This is a genomic window from Pantoea sp. SM3640, assembly GCF_015654165.1.
In the GTDB taxonomy this organism is placed as follows: Bacteria; Pseudomonadota; Gammaproteobacteria; order Enterobacterales; family Enterobacteriaceae; genus Pantoea; species Pantoea vagans.
The window spans coordinates 2566760-2581476 of record NZ_CP064872.1 but is presented as its reverse complement, the minus strand read 5'-3'; the positions used below and the strand labels follow the sequence as shown (position 1 = coordinate 2581476).

Annotated in this window: 16 protein-coding genes; 9 read left to right on the top strand and 7 right to left on the bottom strand. The window is 57.0% G+C overall.

Features of this window, described 5'->3' with window-relative positions; translation table 11 throughout:
• The first annotated feature begins 46 nt into the window (after positions 1 to 46).
• The 7 genes from hutI to hutH all read left to right on the top strand — a co-directional run bounded on the left by hutI (position 47) and on the right by hutH (position 6990).
• Positions 47 to 1264, top strand: a complete 1218-nt coding sequence (hutI, locus tag IV493_RS12010; protein WP_147788481.1) for an imidazolonepropionase — start codon at positions 47 to 49, stop codon at positions 1262 to 1264.
• Entirely contained in the window at positions 1261 to 2052 is a 792-nt protein-coding gene (gene hutG, locus IV493_RS12005; RefSeq protein ID WP_147788480.1) for an N-formylglutamate deformylase, read from the top strand. The genes hutI and hutG overlap by 4 nt, the downstream gene beginning before the upstream one ends.
• Before the next feature lie 307 nt (positions 2053 to 2359).
• Complete coding sequence (locus IV493_RS12000) at positions 2360 to 3208, top strand: transporter substrate-binding domain-containing protein (protein ID WP_147788479.1); 849 nt, start codon at positions 2360 to 2362, stop codon at positions 3206 to 3208.
• Positions 3209 to 3220: 12 nt separating this feature from the next.
• Positions 3221 to 3940: an ABC transporter permease gene (locus IV493_RS11995; protein ID WP_013357242.1), complete on the top strand. Its 720-nt coding sequence runs from the start codon at positions 3221 to 3223 to the stop codon at positions 3938 to 3940.
• Positions 3941 to 3948: 8 nt separating this feature from the next.
• Positions 3949 to 4689: an ABC transporter permease gene (locus IV493_RS11990; protein WP_095707478.1), complete on the top strand. Its 741-nt coding sequence runs from the start codon at positions 3949 to 3951 to the stop codon at positions 4687 to 4689.
• Positions 4682 to 5476, top strand: coding sequence for an ABC transporter ATP-binding protein (locus IV493_RS11985; RefSeq protein WP_013357244.1), 795 nt, complete (start codon positions 4682 to 4684; stop codon positions 5474 to 5476). The genes IV493_RS11990 and IV493_RS11985 overlap by 8 nt, the downstream gene beginning before the upstream one ends.
• Positions 5473 to 6990 carry a histidine ammonia-lyase gene (gene hutH, locus IV493_RS11980; RefSeq protein WP_195857189.1) on the top strand — a complete coding sequence of 506 codons (1518 nt, stop codon included), beginning with the start codon at positions 5473 to 5475 and terminating at the stop codon, positions 6988 to 6990. Before IV493_RS11985 ends, hutH begins: the two co-directional genes overlap by 4 nt.
• A gap of 3 nt (positions 6991 to 6993) precedes the next feature.
• On the opposite strand, the gene IV493_RS11975 is transcribed toward hutH, so the two are convergent.
• Positions 6994 to 7626, bottom strand: a complete 633-nt coding sequence (locus IV493_RS11975; protein ID WP_013357246.1) for a flavin reductase family protein — start codon at positions 7624 to 7626, stop codon at positions 6994 to 6996.
• 141 nt (positions 7627 to 7767) lie between these two features.
• Here IV493_RS11975 and rlmF point away from each other — a divergent pair, with 141 nt between their 5' ends.
• On the top strand, positions 7768 to 8700 hold the full coding sequence (gene rlmF / locus IV493_RS11970) for a 23S rRNA (adenine(1618)-N(6))-methyltransferase RlmF (RefSeq protein ID WP_195857188.1): 933 nt from the start codon (positions 7768 to 7770) through the stop codon (positions 8698 to 8700).
• 307 nt (positions 8701 to 9007) lie between these two features.
• On the opposite strand, the gene glnQ is transcribed toward rlmF, so the two are convergent.
• The 5 genes from glnQ to rhtA all read right to left on the bottom strand — a co-directional run bounded on the left by glnQ (position 9008) and on the right by rhtA (position 13273).
• Complete coding sequence (gene glnQ / locus IV493_RS11965) at positions 9008 to 9730, bottom strand: glutamine ABC transporter ATP-binding protein GlnQ (protein WP_010254327.1); 723 nt, start codon at positions 9728 to 9730, stop codon at positions 9008 to 9010.
• Positions 9727 to 10386 (bottom strand): glutamine ABC transporter permease GlnP, encoded by a 660-nt coding sequence (gene glnP / locus IV493_RS11960; RefSeq protein ID WP_013357248.1) that lies wholly within the window; start codon positions 10384 to 10386, stop codon positions 9727 to 9729. Before glnP ends, glnQ begins: the two co-directional genes overlap by 4 nt.
• 78 nt (positions 10387 to 10464) lie before the next feature.
• On the bottom strand, positions 10465 to 11211 hold the full coding sequence (glnH, locus tag IV493_RS11955; protein WP_013357249.1) for a glutamine ABC transporter substrate-binding protein GlnH: 747 nt from the start codon (positions 11209 to 11211) through the stop codon (positions 10465 to 10467).
• A gap of 318 nt (positions 11212 to 11529) precedes the next feature.
• The gene (gene dps, locus IV493_RS11950) at positions 11530 to 12033 is read right to left on the bottom strand and encodes a DNA starvation/stationary phase protection protein Dps (protein ID WP_013357250.1); all 504 of its coding nucleotides are present in this window, start codon (positions 12031 to 12033) and stop codon (positions 11530 to 11532) included.
• A gap of 325 nt (positions 12034 to 12358) precedes the next feature.
• Positions 12359 to 13273, bottom strand: coding sequence for a threonine/homoserine exporter RhtA (gene rhtA / locus IV493_RS11945; protein ID WP_013357251.1), 915 nt, complete (start codon positions 13271 to 13273; stop codon positions 12359 to 12361).
• A 368-nt stretch (positions 13274 to 13641) separates the two neighbouring features.
• Here rhtA and ompX point away from each other — a divergent pair, with 368 nt between their 5' ends.
• Positions 13642 to 14154: an outer membrane protein OmpX gene (gene ompX / locus IV493_RS11940; RefSeq protein ID WP_013357252.1), complete on the top strand. Its 513-nt coding sequence runs from the start codon at positions 13642 to 13644 to the stop codon at positions 14152 to 14154.
• 241 nt (positions 14155 to 14395) lie between these two features.
• Here the strand turns inward: ompX and IV493_RS18680 are convergent, their stop codons facing one another.
• A complete protein-coding gene (locus tag IV493_RS18680) occupies positions 14396 to 14587 on the bottom strand; it encodes a hypothetical protein (protein WP_033782439.1) in 192 nt (63 codons plus the stop codon).
• Positions 14588 to 14717: the final 130 nt, after the last annotated feature.

The following is a 14717-nucleotide window of genomic DNA, read 5'->3' as shown; positions in this document are numbered from 1 at the left end:
TACATACTTTGAGGCACAGTGTAAACGGTGGAGGCATGAGGCAGCGATGACAGAAGAGATGCGCGTAGAGGCGGTGTGGACGGGGGCCGACCTGGTCACCATGCGTGACGGAAAGTACCATCTGATCCCACAGGGCGCACTGGTGGTGCGGGCGGGCAGGCTGGTGTGGGTCGGGCCTGAAGCGGAGATGCCCGCCTTCGTCGCCGATCGGCATCATCGTCTGCCAGGCGGTATCGTGACGCCGGGGCTGGTGGATTGTCATACTCACCTGGTGTTTGGCGGCGACCGCAGCCAGGAGTTTGAACAGCGTCTGAATGGCGTCAGCTACGCAGAGATTGCCGCGCAGGGCGGGGGCATTCTCTCCACCGTGCGCGCCACCCGCGCGGCGACGGAAGAGGAGCTGGTGGCCTCGGCCCGCTGGCGACTCGACCGCCTGCTGGCCGAGGGTGTCACCACCGTGGAGATCAAGTCCGGCTATGGTCTGGATGAAGAGAGCGAATTGCGGATGCTACGGGCGGTTCGTCAGCTGGGCGAGAGCGTGGCCGCCGATGTCCACGCCACCTGCCTGGCGGCGCACGCCTTTCCGCCGGAGTTTAAGCACGATCCGGATGGCTGGGTCGACATCATCTGCGACCGTCTGCTGCCGCAGGTTCAGGCGCTGGGGCTGGCGGATGCGGTGGATGCCTTCTGCGAGCATCTCGCCTTTTCCCCGGAGCAGGTGGCGCGAGTGTTTGACCGGGCGGTGGCGCTGGGCATGCCGGTGAAGCTGCATGCAGAACAGCTTTCCGCGCTGGGCGGTGCTGCACTGGCGGCCCGCTATGGTGCGCTTTCAGCTGATCATCTTGAATATGCCACCGAAGAGGATGCCAGGGCGATGGCGCAGCATGGCACCGTGGCGGTGCTGCTGCCCGGTGCGTTTTATCTGCTGCGCGAAACCCAGCGTCCGCCGGTGGATCTCTTCCGCCGCCACGGCGTGCCGATGGCGCTGGCCAGCGATGCCAATCCCGGCACCTCGCCCGCGCTGTCGCTGCGACTGATGCTCAATATGGGCTGTACGCTGTTTGGCATGACGCCGGAAGAGGCGCTGGCGGGCGTCACCCTGTGGGGGGCAAAAGCGCTGGGGCTGGCGGAGAGTCACGGCTCGCTGGAGGCGGGTAAAGTGGCAAACTTCGTCCACTGGCCGCTGGCACGTCCGGCAGAACTGGTTTACTGGCTGGGTGGTGAACTGCCCTGTACCGTTATCTATCGTGGAGAACCGCAATGAACCCTTTCTATTTTTCCCAGGGCAGCCTGCCGCTGCTGGTCAGCATTCCCCACGCTGGTACTGAACTGACGCCTGAGGTAGACGCCGGATTGAGCGAGGCCGCGCGCGGCCTGCCTGACACCGACTGGCACATCCCGCTGCTGTATGATTTTGTGCGTGACCTCGGGGCCAGTGTGTTAATCGGCCGCTATTCCCGTTTTGTGGTCGATCTTAATCGTCCGCCCGATAATCAGCCACTCTATACCACTGCCACCACCGGCCTGTTCCCGGAAACCCTGTTCGACGGCACGCCAACCTTTGCACCAGGCAAAACGCCCGATGCCACAGCGCGTCAGGGCTACATCGAGCAGATCTGGCAACCTTACCATCAGCAGATTCAGCAGGAGCTGGCGCGGCTTAAAGCGCAGCACGGCTATGCGTTGCTGTTTGACGCCCACTCCATCGCCAGTAAAATCCCCCGCCTGTTTGAGGGGCGGCTGCCCGATATCAACATCGGCACCAACGATGGCGCGAGCTGCACGCCTGAAATGAGCGCGGCGATTGAGGCGGTGTGTGCGGCCCAGACCGACTACAGCTGGGTGCTCAACGGCCGCTTTAAGGGCGGTTACATCACCCGCGCCTATGGCCAGCCTCAGCAGCAGATTAAGGCAGTTCAGCTGGAACTGGCGCAGCTGAACTACATGGATGAAACCCCGCCTTATGCCTGGCAGCAGGCGCGTGCCGCAGGGTTACAAAAAGTGTTAAAGGCGATGATCCACGCCATGCTGGCGCAGGCCAGACCGCAATAAATCTGCGATGCGCCGCCCTGGTGCAGCGCTGCGCTAATCGGGTGCAGGTGAGAGCAGCCTGTCTGGCTGCTCCCTTGCTTCCGCCTCCATTCGTCGCTTTTGCAGAGCTGGCATAACCTTTGCTTGGTTGTATGTACAAGTGCTGCAGCGCGTGCTCAATCTGAATAAATCCCGTCTGGCTCACAAAATGATAAAGCCGGCAATGAACTGCACTGCGTTAACTTGTATATACATGACATATCATCCTGTGAAATTTATGTTAAATATTGCAGGGCGATCACCAGGCCGCTACTTTCAGGAGAACCGTATGACGCACCCTCTGACCCTTCGTCGTTTATGTCTCACTACGCTGGTTTCCAGTCTGCTGCTCTGTGGCGTCAGCGCCCAGGCTAAAGAGTGGAAGTCCATCACCATTGCCACTGAAGGCAGTTATGAACCCTGGAACCTCACCCTGCCGGGCGGCAAGCTGGGCGGTTTCGAACCGGAGCTGATGGCGGATCTCTGCCAGCGCATGGCGATTCAGTGCAAGCTGGTGGTACAGAACTGGGATGGCATGATCGCCGGACTGAATGCCGGAAAATATGACGTGATCATGGATGCGATTGTGATTACGCCCGACCGCAAAAAAGTGGTGAATTTCACCGTCCCTTACGCCTCCACGCCCGCCACCTTTATCACGGTAAAAGAGTCACTGCTGCCCGCCGACAGTAAGATCATCAAACTTACCGACGATGAAAAAACCATAGCGCCTGCCATTGCACCCCTGAAAGCCGCGCTGAAGGGCAAAACGATCGGTATCGCCTCCGGCACGGTCTACACGCCGTTTATCGACAAATACTTCAAAGATGTGGCGGATGTACGTGAATACACCAGCTCAGCCGATGCGATCCTCGATTTGCAGGCCGGACGCATTGATGCGGTGTTTGATGATGTGACCTTTGCACAGTCGATGCTGGCGCGACCGGATAACCGTAACCTCAGCTTCAGCGGTCCGCAGCTGGGCGGTCCGATCTGGGGTGAGGGCGAGGCGTTGGGCGTGCGCATGGCAGACAACGATCTGAAAGGCCGGCTGGATCAGGCGATCAAAGCCGCGCTGGCCGACGGCACAGTGAAAAAGCTGAGCGAGAAGTGGTTCAAAACTGACGTCACACCCTGAGAGAGGTAACGGATGATAAGCCTGCTGAGTTTTGGCCCGGACGGCTGGGGACGGTTGATTCTGAGTGCCACGCTGACCACGCTGCTGCTGTCGTTTGCCGCGCTGCTGGTTGGCGCGGTGGTGGGGTCGGGCGTTGCTGCCGCAAAGTTATCGCCGCACCGGGCGGTGCGCTGGCTGGGGGAAGGTTACTCGGTGATCTTCCGTGGCATTCCTGAGCTGCTGGTGATCTACCTGTTCTACTTCGGCGGATCGGGGTTGATCACGCAGATCGGACAGCTGTTTGGCGCGGACGGCTTTATCGAAGCGCCGCCATTTCTGATCGGGGCGCTGGCTATCGGGCTTATCTCCGGCTCTTACCAGGCGGAAGTCTACCGCGCCGCACGACTGGCACTGGCGAAAGGGGAGATTGAAGCCGCTGTCGCGATTGGCATGCCGCGCTGGCGCATCCGGCAACGCATTCTGCTGCCGCAGGTGGCGCGCTATGCGCTGCCCGGCCTGTCAAACGTCTGGCAGATGAGCCTGAAAGATTCGGCGCTGGTGTCGGTGACCGGCATTGTCGAGCTGATGCGGGCCAGCCAGATTGCGGCCGGTTCGACCCGTGACTACTTCTCCTTTTACCTGGTGGGCGGAGCCTGTTACCTGCTGCTGACGCTGCTGTCGAACCGCGCCTTTCTGCGCGCCGAATCCCGTCTTGGCCGCGCCTGGCAAAGCCGCACCGCTGCGCAGCATTAAGGAGACTTATGATCGATTTTGCGTTCCTCACTGACACCTTCCTTAAACTCAGCGCTGCACTGCCGGTCACGCTGGGCCTGTTTATCAGTGCGTTTCTCTGCGGAGGCGTGCTGGCAGTAGGTATTCTGGCACTGCGCATGAGCCGCTGGCGGGTGCTGAGCGCGTTTGCCCGTGGTTACATTCTGGTATTTCGCGGCTCGCCGCTGATGATTCAGCTGTTCCTGATCTACTACGGTCTGGGGCAGTTTGGCGTGATCCGTCACAGCATCTTCTGGCCGTTCCTGCGAGAGCCTTTTACCTGCGCAGTGCTGGCACTGTCGCTCTGTACCGCTGCCTACACCGCGGAGATTCTGCGTGGCGCGCTGCTGGCGGTGCCGCCCGGTCAGGTGGAAGCGGGCATGGCCTGCGGTATGTCGCGCGGGCTGCTGCTGCGACGGATTATCGCGCCGGTGATGCTGCGTTACGCGCTGCCCGCGTACTCTACCGAAGCGATCCTGCTGGTGAAATCGACCGCGCTGGCCAGTCTGGTGACGGTGTGGGATGTCACCGGGGTAGCGCAGCAGATCATTCAGCGCACCTACCGCACCATGGAGGTGTTTCTCTGTGCGGCGGCGATCTACCTGATCCTCAACTTCATTATTGTTCAACTCTATGCCCTGCTGGAGCGGCGTCTGACGCCGGTACATAAACCGGAAAAAAAGCCGTTACTGACCGCTAAGCCGATTACCGGAGGAGAGAAAAATGTCTGAACTGCAACCCGTCACGCTGTCGGCCAGCGATATCCATAAATCTTTTGGTGCCATGGAGGTGCTGAAAGGCATCTCGCTGCAGGCGCACAAGGGCGATGTCATCTCCATTCTTGGTGCCAGCGGATCGGGCAAAAGTACGCTGCTGCGCTGCATTAACCTGCTGGAGACGCCCGATTCCGGCGTGGTCAGCGTCGGCGGTGAAACCATCGAGATGAAGCGCCATGCACGCGGGCATCAGCTGGCAGCCAATCCGCGGCAGATTGAACGGCTGCGTTCCCGACTGGGGATGGTGTTTCAGAGCTTTAACCTCTGGTCGCATCTCACCGTGCTGCAGAATGTCATTGAAGGGCCGCACTACGTGCTGAAGCGCGATAAAAAAGCCTGCATCGCCCAGGCGGAACAGCTGCTGGATCGGGTTGGTCTGCTGAATCGCAAAGACTTCTATCCCGCCCAGCTTTCGGGGGGGCAGCAGCAGCGGGTGGCAATCGCCCGTGCGCTGGCAATGGACCCGGAGGTGATGCTGTTTGATGAGCCGACGTCAGCACTGGACCCGGAACTGGTGGGCGAGGTGCTGAAGGTCATGCGCAGCCTGGCGGAAGAGGGGCGGACCATGCTGGTGGTCACTCACGAGATGGGCTTTGCCCGCAACGTCTCAAACCGGGTGGTGTTTATGCATCAGGGCACGATTGATTGTCAGGGCACGCCAGAGGCGATGTTCGGCGAGGCCGGTTCGACGCGCTTTAAGCAGTTTATCTCCAGTCATCATCAGGTGGAGCCGGTGGTATGAGTGGCGTGACGAAGCAGAGGCGGGTCTGGGGCGATGGTCCGCTCAAATGGCAGGAACTGGTGCAGGTTGCCCGGCACGGTGCCACCCTGACGCTGAGCGACAGCGCCTGGCAGCGCATCGCGCAGAGTCGTGAAATCGTCGGCAACATCGTGGCGGCGGGGCAGGTGGCGTACGGTATCAATACCGGGCTGGGAGCGCTCTGTAACATCACGCTGTCTGAAGATGAGCTGGGCCAGCTGTCGCGCAATACGCTGATGAGCCATGCCTGCGGCGTCGGACCGGTGCTGAAAAAAGCGGAGGTGCGCGCCATTCTGTGCGCCGCGATTGCTAACTACAGCCACGGCAAATCGGGTGTCTCAGTGGCGCTGGTGCAGCAGCTGCTGGCGCTGCTGAATCTGCAGATTACGCCACAGGTGCCGTCGCAGGGATCGGTGGGCTATCTGACCCATATGGCGCATATCGGCCTGGCGCTGATTGGTATTGGCGAGGTGGAGTGGCGTGGCGAAATCATCCCGGCGCAGCAGGCGCTGGAACAGGCGGGGTTAGCCCCTTACCGGCCTGGCGCAAAAGAGGGGCTGAGCCTGGTTAACGGCACGCCCTGCATGACCGGCTTAGCCTGTCTGGCTCTGGACGATGCTGAACGTCTGCTGGACTGGGCGGATGTTACCGGCGCAATGAGCTTTGAGGCGCTGCGCGGACAGCTGGTGGCCTTTGACCCTGAGGTGCTGGCGCTCAAGGCCAGTCCGGGGATTCAGCGCAGCGGCGAACGTCTGCGCCAGTTGTTACGTGACAGCCCGCTGCTGAACGCGAGCGTCGGCATCCGGACTCAGGATTCGCTGAGCCTGCGGTCGATGCCGCAGGTGCACGGTGCCTGCCGCGATCAGTTCGACCATGCCGCCCGTCAGGTGGAGACCGAACTCAACGCCTGTACCGACAATCCGCTGATTCTGGGCACGCCACAGGCCTGGCGCGTGGTGTCGCAGTCACATCCGCACGGTGAGTCGGTGGCGATGGCCTGCGACCTGCTGGCGATTGCGCTGGCGGAGCTGGGCAGTATTGCTGAGCGACGGCTGGATCGGCTGGTCAACCCGCTTGTCAGCGGCCTGCCGCCGTTTCTGGTTGCGGAGCCTGGCGTCAATTCCGGCATGATGATTGCGCAATATGTGGCGGCATCACTCTGCGCGGAAAACCGTCAGCTGGCGCAGCCTGCGGTGCTCGATAACTATGTCACATCGGGATTACAGGAGGATCATCTGAGCCTCGGCACCGGGTCGGCGCTGAAACTGCTGAAGCTGGTCAGCAATGTCGATCACATTATCGCGATTGAGTATCTGCTGGCGGCGCAGGCGCTGGAGTTTCATGGTGAATCAGAGCTGGCAGCGGGCACGCGGCGCGCCTGGCAGCTGTTGCGGCAGGTGGTTGATCGCTGGCAGCAGGATCGCTGGCTGGCCCCCGACATTGCCCGCGCGGTGGCGCAGATAAAAGCGCACCGGGCCGATGCGCTTATGGAGTGAGGATTATTTGCGGCGTGCGTCCGGGCGGACTAAATCAAAGCGCTGCGCTTCACTGATCCCGTAATAGGCACTGGGTCCGCCCGCGCGCAGAATCGGCTCGGCTTTGGCGGTCTGATAGATGCCCTCTTCAAGCAGCGATTCATCGATGTGGATCGCCACCGCTTCACCCATCACCAGCCAGCTGTCGAGCAGGTTACCGCTGGCATCCTGCAGCTGAATGAGTTGCGTCAGGCGGCACTCGAAGTTGACCGGGCTTTCCGCTACCAGGCTGGCACTGACCTGTGAAGCGGCCAGCGGCGTTAGCCCGGCAAAGGCGAACTCATCCTGATCGGCAGGCAGCGAGGCAGAACTTTCATTCATCGCTTCGGCCAGCGGACGGGTCGCCAGGTTCCAGACAAACTCTTTGGTCTCTGCAATATTCCGCACGCTGTCTTTCCAGCCGCTGCTGGCGAAACCGATAATCGGCGGATGATAGTTGAAGCAGTTAAAGAAGCTGTAAGGGGCCAGATTGTGCTGACCGCTGGCGCTGACAGAGCTAATCCAGCCAATCGGGCGCGGCCCGATGATGGCGTTCAGCGGATCGTGCGGCAGTCCGTGACCAGCACGGGGTTGATAGGAATAGCGTTTCCGGGTCATAACGTCTCCAGCAGATGATTTTATTTATCTTAGCCCGACAGCATCACCCGACGGAATCGGAAAGAGGTAAGCGGATGGTGCGGGTTTATTTTCCGCCGCCTACAGCGTATTGTACGCGCGCCTGAATAATTGAGAGAACGTATGAAAAAGTCAGCCAGCACGTCGCCCTTCCACGCCCGCAATCGCCATCAGGGCGAATACGATTTTGCCGCGCTAACCGCTGCCCATCCGCCGCTGGTGGCGAAAGTCCGGCCTAACGGTTATGGCGTGCAGTCCGTGGATTTCGCGGACCCGGAGGCGGTAATGCTGCTGAACCAGGCGCTCATCAAACTGTTTTATGACATCGACTGGCAACTGGCCCCCGGCTCACTCTGCCCGCCTGTGCCAGGACGCGCTGATTATCTGCACTACCTGGCCGATCTGATGGCGCTGGACAACAACGGCGCGATCCCGGCGGCGGACGTGCTGGATATCGGCTGCGGCGCAAACTGCATCTATCCACTGATTGGTGCGGCGGAATATGGCTGGCGCTTTACCGGCACCGAAATTGATGAAGCCGCCATCAAAGCCGCTAACCGCATCGTCGCGGCTAACCCACGCCTGACGCGCCAGATCCGTCTGCGTCGTCAGAAAAACAGCGATGCGGTGCTGGCGGGCGTGGTCAGCAAAAATGAATTTTTCAGCGCGGTGATGTGTAACCCGCCGTTCCACGCGTCGGCTGAAGAGGCGTCCTCGGGATCGCAGCGTAAAGTGCGCAATCTCGGGCTGGATAAAAGTGCGCCACTTAACTTTGGCGGGCAGCACAATGAGCTGTGGTATCCCGGTGGCGAAAAGGCGTTTATCGGCAAGATGATCGCCGAGAGCGTGGCGTTTGGTCGCCAGATTGGCTGGTTTACTTCATTAGTTTCGCGCAAAGAGAATTTACCGGCGCTGGAAAAACAGCTGCAGGCGCTCGACGTCGAAGAGGTGCGGGTGGTGAATATGGCGCAGGGTCAGAAGCAGAGCCGCTTCCTGGCGTGGAGTTTTATGCCTGCCGCACAGCGCAGCAAGCTGCTGAGTCGCCTGGGGAACTGAGGCATCTCATTACGCAGGTAACAGGAATCTCTCTGCTGAGAAAAAAGGACGGGCTGCGATGCGGCCGTTTCAGACTGCTGACAAACCCAATCAGGGTTGCTCTGGCAGCAACACATTAGCTAATAGCGCAGGGAACACGGACAGAGGAGGAAAGCGTCCCGCGCCATGGACGGCGCGGGACGAGCGACCAGGGATGGTTTAAGCGACATTCCGATCTGCCCGTGTTCCCTTCGCAGGGTCGGTCTCACAGCTGGGCAGGGCAGACTTTGCCAACAATCAAAACGGGCCGCTAAGCGGCCCGTTTTGATCAGGATACGTGCTGCAGGAATTCGCGCAGACGTTCGCTGGGGGGATTGCTAATCAGACTGTCGGGATCGCCATCTTCCGCAATCCGGCCCTTGTCGATAAAGATCAGACGCGAGGCGACCTTCTGCGCAAAGCCCACTTCGTGCGTCACAATCACCATCGTCATGCCTTCTTCCGCCAGATCCTGCATCACTTTCAGTACTTCGTGACGTAACTCCGGGTCCAGCGCAGAGGTTGGCTCATCAAACAGCATCATCTTCGGCTTGACCGCCAGCGCACGGGCAATCGCCACACGCTGCTGCTGGCCGCCGGACAGCTCGGACGGGAAGTGATGCGCACGCTCTGCCAGACCTACTTTGCCCAGAAGCTCTCGTGCCAGCTGGCGTGCTGCCTCTTTGCTGGCACCGCGCACCCGGATAGGACCGAAAGCGACGTTGTCCAGCGCACTCATCTGTGGGAACAGATGAAACTGCTGAAACACCATACCCGCTTCCTGACGGATCAGACGGTCGTCGACTTTCGGGTCGTTAACGCGCAGGCCATCAACAATCAGCTCGCCGCTGGTGATCTCTTCCAGCTTGTTAATGCAGCGCAGCAGCGTCGACTTACCGGAACCGGATGGGCCGATAATCACCACCACTTCACCCTGGTTAATCTTCAGATCGATATTGTGCAGCACCTGGGTCTGGCCAAAATGCTTGGAGACATCTTTAAATTCAATCACAGGATTTTCACCCTTTTCTCAATGCGGCGCAGCACAAAGCTCAACACCAGCGTAATCACCAGATAGATGATCGCGACGGCGCTCCAGATTTCCAGAGCGCGGAAGTTACCGGCAATAATCTCCTGACCCTGACGTGTCAGTTCGGCCACGCCGATAACGATAAACAGTGAGGTATCTTTGATGCTGACAATCCACTGGTTGCCCAGCGGCGGCAGCATACGACGCAGTGCCAGCGGCATAATCACGTAGCGCAGTGTCTCGCGGCTCGACAGGCCAAGCGCCAGTCCGGCTTCACGGAATCCCTTGTTGATCGACAGCACGGCACCACGGGTGATCTCGGCAATATACGCGCCGGAGTTAATCATGATGGTCACCACGGCGGCGGTGAAAGGATCAATACGCAGGTCAGGGAATGCCATCGGCAGCGCAAAGTAAATAAACATCACCTGCACCACGATAGGGGTGCCACGGATGATTTCGATAAACACCAGGGCGATGTTATTGGTGATCCAGCCACCGTAAGCGCGGGCAAAACCGGCCACCAGCCCGATAAACAGGCCGCCAACCAGGCCAATGATTGAGATAATTAAGGTCAGTTTGGCGCCTTCGAGCAGCGCTGGCATGGCGGGCCAGATGACGCTCCAGTCAAACTCCATGGTGTCACTCCAGATATGTTGCGATGGAAAAAAGCAGGGAAAAAGTTTCCCTGCTGAAATCAGATAACGGGCAAATTATTATTTAGGTTCAGTGCCGAACCATTTTTTATAAAGCGTGTTGTAGGTGCCGTTCTCTTTCAGGGTTTTCAGTGCGCCGTTTACCTTCTCACGTAAATCGTCGCTGCCTTTCGGGAAGGCGATGCCATACTGCTGCGCTTCAATCGAATCGCCTACCGCTTTAAAGCGGCCTTTACCCGCGGTGTGGATGAAGTACAGGATGTTTGGCGTGTCATGCAGCACCGCGTCTGCACGGTTGGTGCCCAGCTCCATGTAGGCGCTGTCGATGTTCGGGAACTGACGCAGATCTTTCGATTTGATGTTGGCTTTGGCGTACTCCACAGAGCCGGTGCCGCTTTTCACTGCGACGACTTTGCCGTTCAGATCGCTGATGCCTTTGATGTTGTTTTCATTGTTACGCACCATCACCTGCAGACCGCTTTTGTAATAGCCATCAGAGAACTCGATCGCTTTTTTACGTTCTTCGGTAATGGTGATACCCGCCAGTGCCAGATCGACATTGCGCGTTTGCAGTGCAGGGATAATGCCGCTGAAGTCCATTGGCTTCAGGGTGTAATCGAGCTTCAGCTCTTTCGCAATGGCATCCCACAGATCCACGTCAAAACCGACATATTTGTCACCCTGTTTGAATTCAAACGGAACAAAGGCGGTATCGGTAGCGACGACCAGCTTCTTTTCTGCTGCAGTGGAAGAGAGAGAGAAGGCCAGCGCCAGCGCGGCCACAGAAACTTTTAACAGTGACTTCATCATTTTTCCTTTTTTACTACCAGGCGGCAGGGCCTGCGTTTGCGGCTTGTCATATGAAAGAATTATGCCAACTTTGCAAAATCCGCGAAATCAGAGAGTTAAATAACACAGCTGACACGATTTTGCAGTTAATTCTGCCATTGCACCTTATTGGTGCTCAACTTTGGTGCAGGTAACTGTTTTGGTGCAAGCGGTAGTTTGCCTCAGATGTTAAGGCTGTGAAGCGGGGGAGGGAAGAACTGTTAACAGGGTCATAAAATTGCGGTAACACAGACGTAAAAAAGGCGGGTTTCCCCGCCTGATTGAGTGCAATACGTGTTATTCAATGTTGGCTTCGATGAACCACAGGAATTTGTCCAGATCGCGCGATGCCGCAGTAAAGATGTCAGCGGTATCTTCGTCTTTTACTTCTGAAATCGCTTTACGGGTATCGTTCGCCACAACGCTGTAACGGTCTGCCAGCGCTTTCAGATGATCCTGCACACTGTGGATATTCAGCGGATAGCTTTTCAGCGGAGTCTTGTCATTCACAACCTGCGTGGTGCCCAGCGCCACGCCACCCAGCTGAACCACACGCTCGGCAATGGTGTCCTGATGGTCAGTAATCGTAGTGCGGAAGCCATCCAGCATCTCATGCACACCGATAAAATTAGCACCGCGCATGTTCCAGTGCGCCTGCTTAGTGATCAATGACAGGTCAATAAACTCGACTACCAGACGGTTTAACACCGCGATGGTGGCTTTCTTCTCATCTTCGGCCACGTCGTTGCGGGTATAAATCAGGTCAGAAGATTTCGTTTTAACCAATTTAGCGGTACTCATCGTTTCAGTCCTCTCTTTGATGGTTGTCCTAATCAAGTACCGGATAAGTATAGCAGCGCTTTTGAGCTTTGCAGAAACGACTTTGACGATGGATGAAATAGCGTGTGTCTTTATTAAAGGCCGGGCTGGACGGGTAAGGTTAAAGCTATGTTAAAATATAACTATTATTAAATAGTCATTTAAATCATAACATTATAAGCAGTTGTAAATAACAGGTAAGTGACTGTTTCAAAATAGGATGAGCCGTAAAGCGCAGCGGTTAAGAATAATTCTCATGCTGAGCATGATTGTTATTTCGCCCGCCAGCGTGGCGGGCTGAAATCGATTATTTATGCCTGTCGTCTGATAATTCAACGCTGCTTAACTGATTCTTTTTCGGACGCATAGTCAGTGTTGAACCGGCTGAGGCGATGATGATGGCCAGCAGCGCCAGCCACTGAAGTCCGGTCAGCGTTTCCCCCAGAAACAGCATGCCGGAAAAGGCGGCCATGGCGGGTTCAAGACTCATCAGCGTGCCGAAAATGCGCGCCGGTAAGCGGGTGAGGGCGATCATCTCCAGTGAATAGGGAATGGCGCTGGAAAGCAGCGCGACCAGCAACGCGATCGGCATCACCGCCCATGTCCAGATGCCGCTTTCGGCGAACGTCAGCCCAAGCGGCACAAAAATGACCGAGGCGATCAACGAACCGATGGCTACCGTTGCGGGGCCATGCTCTGCACCTGCCCGTTGTCCCGCCAGAATATAGATCGCCCAGCAAGCACCTGCACCCACTGCCAGCGCTGCGCCCAGCGGGTCAATCGCGGTCATGTCTGTACCAAACGGCAGCAGGAACCACAGGCCAATTACCGCCAGCAACACCCAGACAAAATCCAGTGGCCGGCGCGATCCAAACAGCGCCAGCGCCAGCGGGCCGGTAAATTCCAGTCCCACCGCCACGCCCAGTGGCACGGTACGAATCGCCAGATAAAACGTGAAATTCATGGTGCCCAGAGCCAGTCCATACATCAGCAGGGGCAGACGCTGCTCCCGGCTGAAGCGTAAACGCCAGGGCTTGAAAATGACGCAGAGTATCAGGGTACCAAAGCCTAAGCGCAGTGCGGTAATCCCAGTGGCACCTACAGAAGGAAACAGGCTTTTTGCCAGCGAAGCGCCGCCCTGCAGCGACAGCATCGCAATCAGTAGCACGGCAATCGGCATGACTATCGGGGCAAGATTTTTGGAAGCGGGAGAGGCAGACATCCTGTGTACTTTTCCTGGTCAAAAACGTAATGAGTCAGCCAGTGTAAAGGAAATAGCGGGCAAAGAATCACGGAATCGCGTTTTAAATCTGACTTAACTGAGCAAATTTTGGCCAGAATCAGGGCCATTTAGGTAAAGAAATGTCAGGATTTTTTAGGATTTAACTTAAAGAACGAAATGAGCACAAAATGATTATTGCAGAAAGATGACGGATTTTATAAGAAAAATGAATGACATAGGATGTCGCATTAACTTCCTGTTACACCAAACTTTCTGTTAGACAACAAAATCCGGGCAGAGTTTCTCGCTATTTTTTGTTATATTTTCAGCGTTGTCAGGAGAGAAGTATTTTCACATTTGAGGTGGTTATGAAAAAAATTGCATGTCTTTCAGCATTAGCCTGTGTACTGGCAGTATCTGCAGGTTCAGCAATGGCACAGAGCACCGTAACTGGTGGCTATGCTCAGAGCGACTATCAGGGCGTGGCTAACAAAGCTAACGGCTTCAACCTGAAATACCGCTACGAAGACGGTTCTAACCCACTGGGTTGGATCGGTTCATTCACCTACACTGAAAAAGATCGTACCGAAGCTGGCATCTACAATAAAGGCCAGTACTACGGTGTGACCGGTGGTCCAGCTTTCCGTCTGAACGACTGGGCTAGCATCTACGGTGTTGTGGGTATCGGCTACGGTAAATTCCAGCAGAACGATACTGCATCACGCGCTAAAACTGATTCAAGCGACGTAGGCTTCTCCTACGGTGCAGGTCTGCAGTTTAACCCAATTCAGGACGTTGCGCTGGACGTTGGTTACGAGCAGAGCCGTATCCGTAACGTTGACGTTGGCACCTGGATTGCTGGCGTAGGTTACAGCTTCTAAGTTTAGCTTAGCTGACCTGCAAAAAAACGGCCCCTTGTGGGCCGTTTTTTATTGTGCTGATTTTACCCCGCTCGCCTTTCACCCCGAACCGATATCCGATGGCTTCTGCTATCCGCAGCCGATAACCAGCCGTAGCTGTTAATGCCGTAAGGCATACAGATTTCGTAGGCAAATAAGAAAAGGGATGAAGAAAGAGGGAAGTGAGCCTCTCAGTCGCTGGCTGAAAGGCGCTGAAGCAGGATTAGCCGCGCCAGATCAGATTCTGGCAGCGACGATCGGCAGGCTTATGGCCCAGCAGTTTCTCAATTAACATCAGACGCAGTGTGAACGGGGAACGCGTCAGCAGGCACAGCCAGGATTTCATCTCCGTGGTTGTTTTTTTCTCAGCCTGGAAGCATTTGCTGCAATCTAAGCAACATTTCAGGGTGCTCATAGAATCACCTCCCAATCATTGTCGACGCGGTAGTCAGCAGCCTGCGGTGAGAAACGTCATCACACCGGCGCAACAGAGGATCAACTGGGATCCCGCCTTTTGCTGCTTACATTATCAACAAATATAGCAC

Coding starts and splice junctions, on each gene's coding strand:
- hutH (WP_195857189.1), top strand. CDS start 5,473: ATGAGTGGCGTGACGAAGCAGAGGCGGGTCTGGGGCGATGGTCCGCTC.
- IV493_RS11995 (WP_013357242.1), top strand. CDS start 3,221: ATGATAAGCCTGCTGAGTTTTGGCCCGGACGGCTGGGGACGGTTGATT.
- hutG (WP_147788480.1), top strand. CDS start 1,261: ATGAACCCTTTCTATTTTTCCCAGGGCAGCCTGCCGCTGCTGGTCAGC.
- glnH (WP_013357249.1), bottom strand. CDS start 11,211: ATGAAGTCACTGTTAAAAGTTTCTGTGGCCGCGCTGGCGCTGGCCTTC.
- IV493_RS12000 (WP_147788479.1), top strand. CDS start 2,360: ATGACGCACCCTCTGACCCTTCGTCGTTTATGTCTCACTACGCTGGTT.
- ompX (WP_013357252.1), top strand. CDS start 13,642: ATGAAAAAAATTGCATGTCTTTCAGCATTAGCCTGTGTACTGGCAGTA.
- IV493_RS11990 (WP_095707478.1), top strand. CDS start 3,949: ATGATCGATTTTGCGTTCCTCACTGACACCTTCCTTAAACTCAGCGCT.
- rlmF (WP_195857188.1), top strand. CDS start 7,768: ATGAAAAAGTCAGCCAGCACGTCGCCCTTCCACGCCCGCAATCGCCAT.
- glnP (WP_013357248.1), bottom strand. CDS start 10,386: ATGGAGTTTGACTGGAGCGTCATCTGGCCCGCCATGCCAGCGCTGCTC.
- IV493_RS11985 (WP_013357244.1), top strand. CDS start 4,682: ATGTCTGAACTGCAACCCGTCACGCTGTCGGCCAGCGATATCCATAAA.
- IV493_RS11975 (WP_013357246.1), bottom strand. CDS start 7,626: ATGACCCGGAAACGCTATTCCTATCAACCCCGTGCTGGTCACGGACTG.
- dps (WP_013357250.1), bottom strand. CDS start 12,033: ATGAGTACCGCTAAATTGGTTAAAACGAAATCTTCTGACCTGATTTAT.
- hutI (WP_147788481.1), top strand. CDS start 47: ATGACAGAAGAGATGCGCGTAGAGGCGGTGTGGACGGGGGCCGACCTG.
- IV493_RS18680 (WP_033782439.1), bottom strand. CDS start 14,587: ATGAGCACCCTGAAATGTTGCTTAGATTGCAGCAAATGCTTCCAGGCT.
- rhtA (WP_013357251.1), bottom strand. CDS start 13,273: ATGTCTGCCTCTCCCGCTTCCAAAAATCTTGCCCCGATAGTCATGCCG.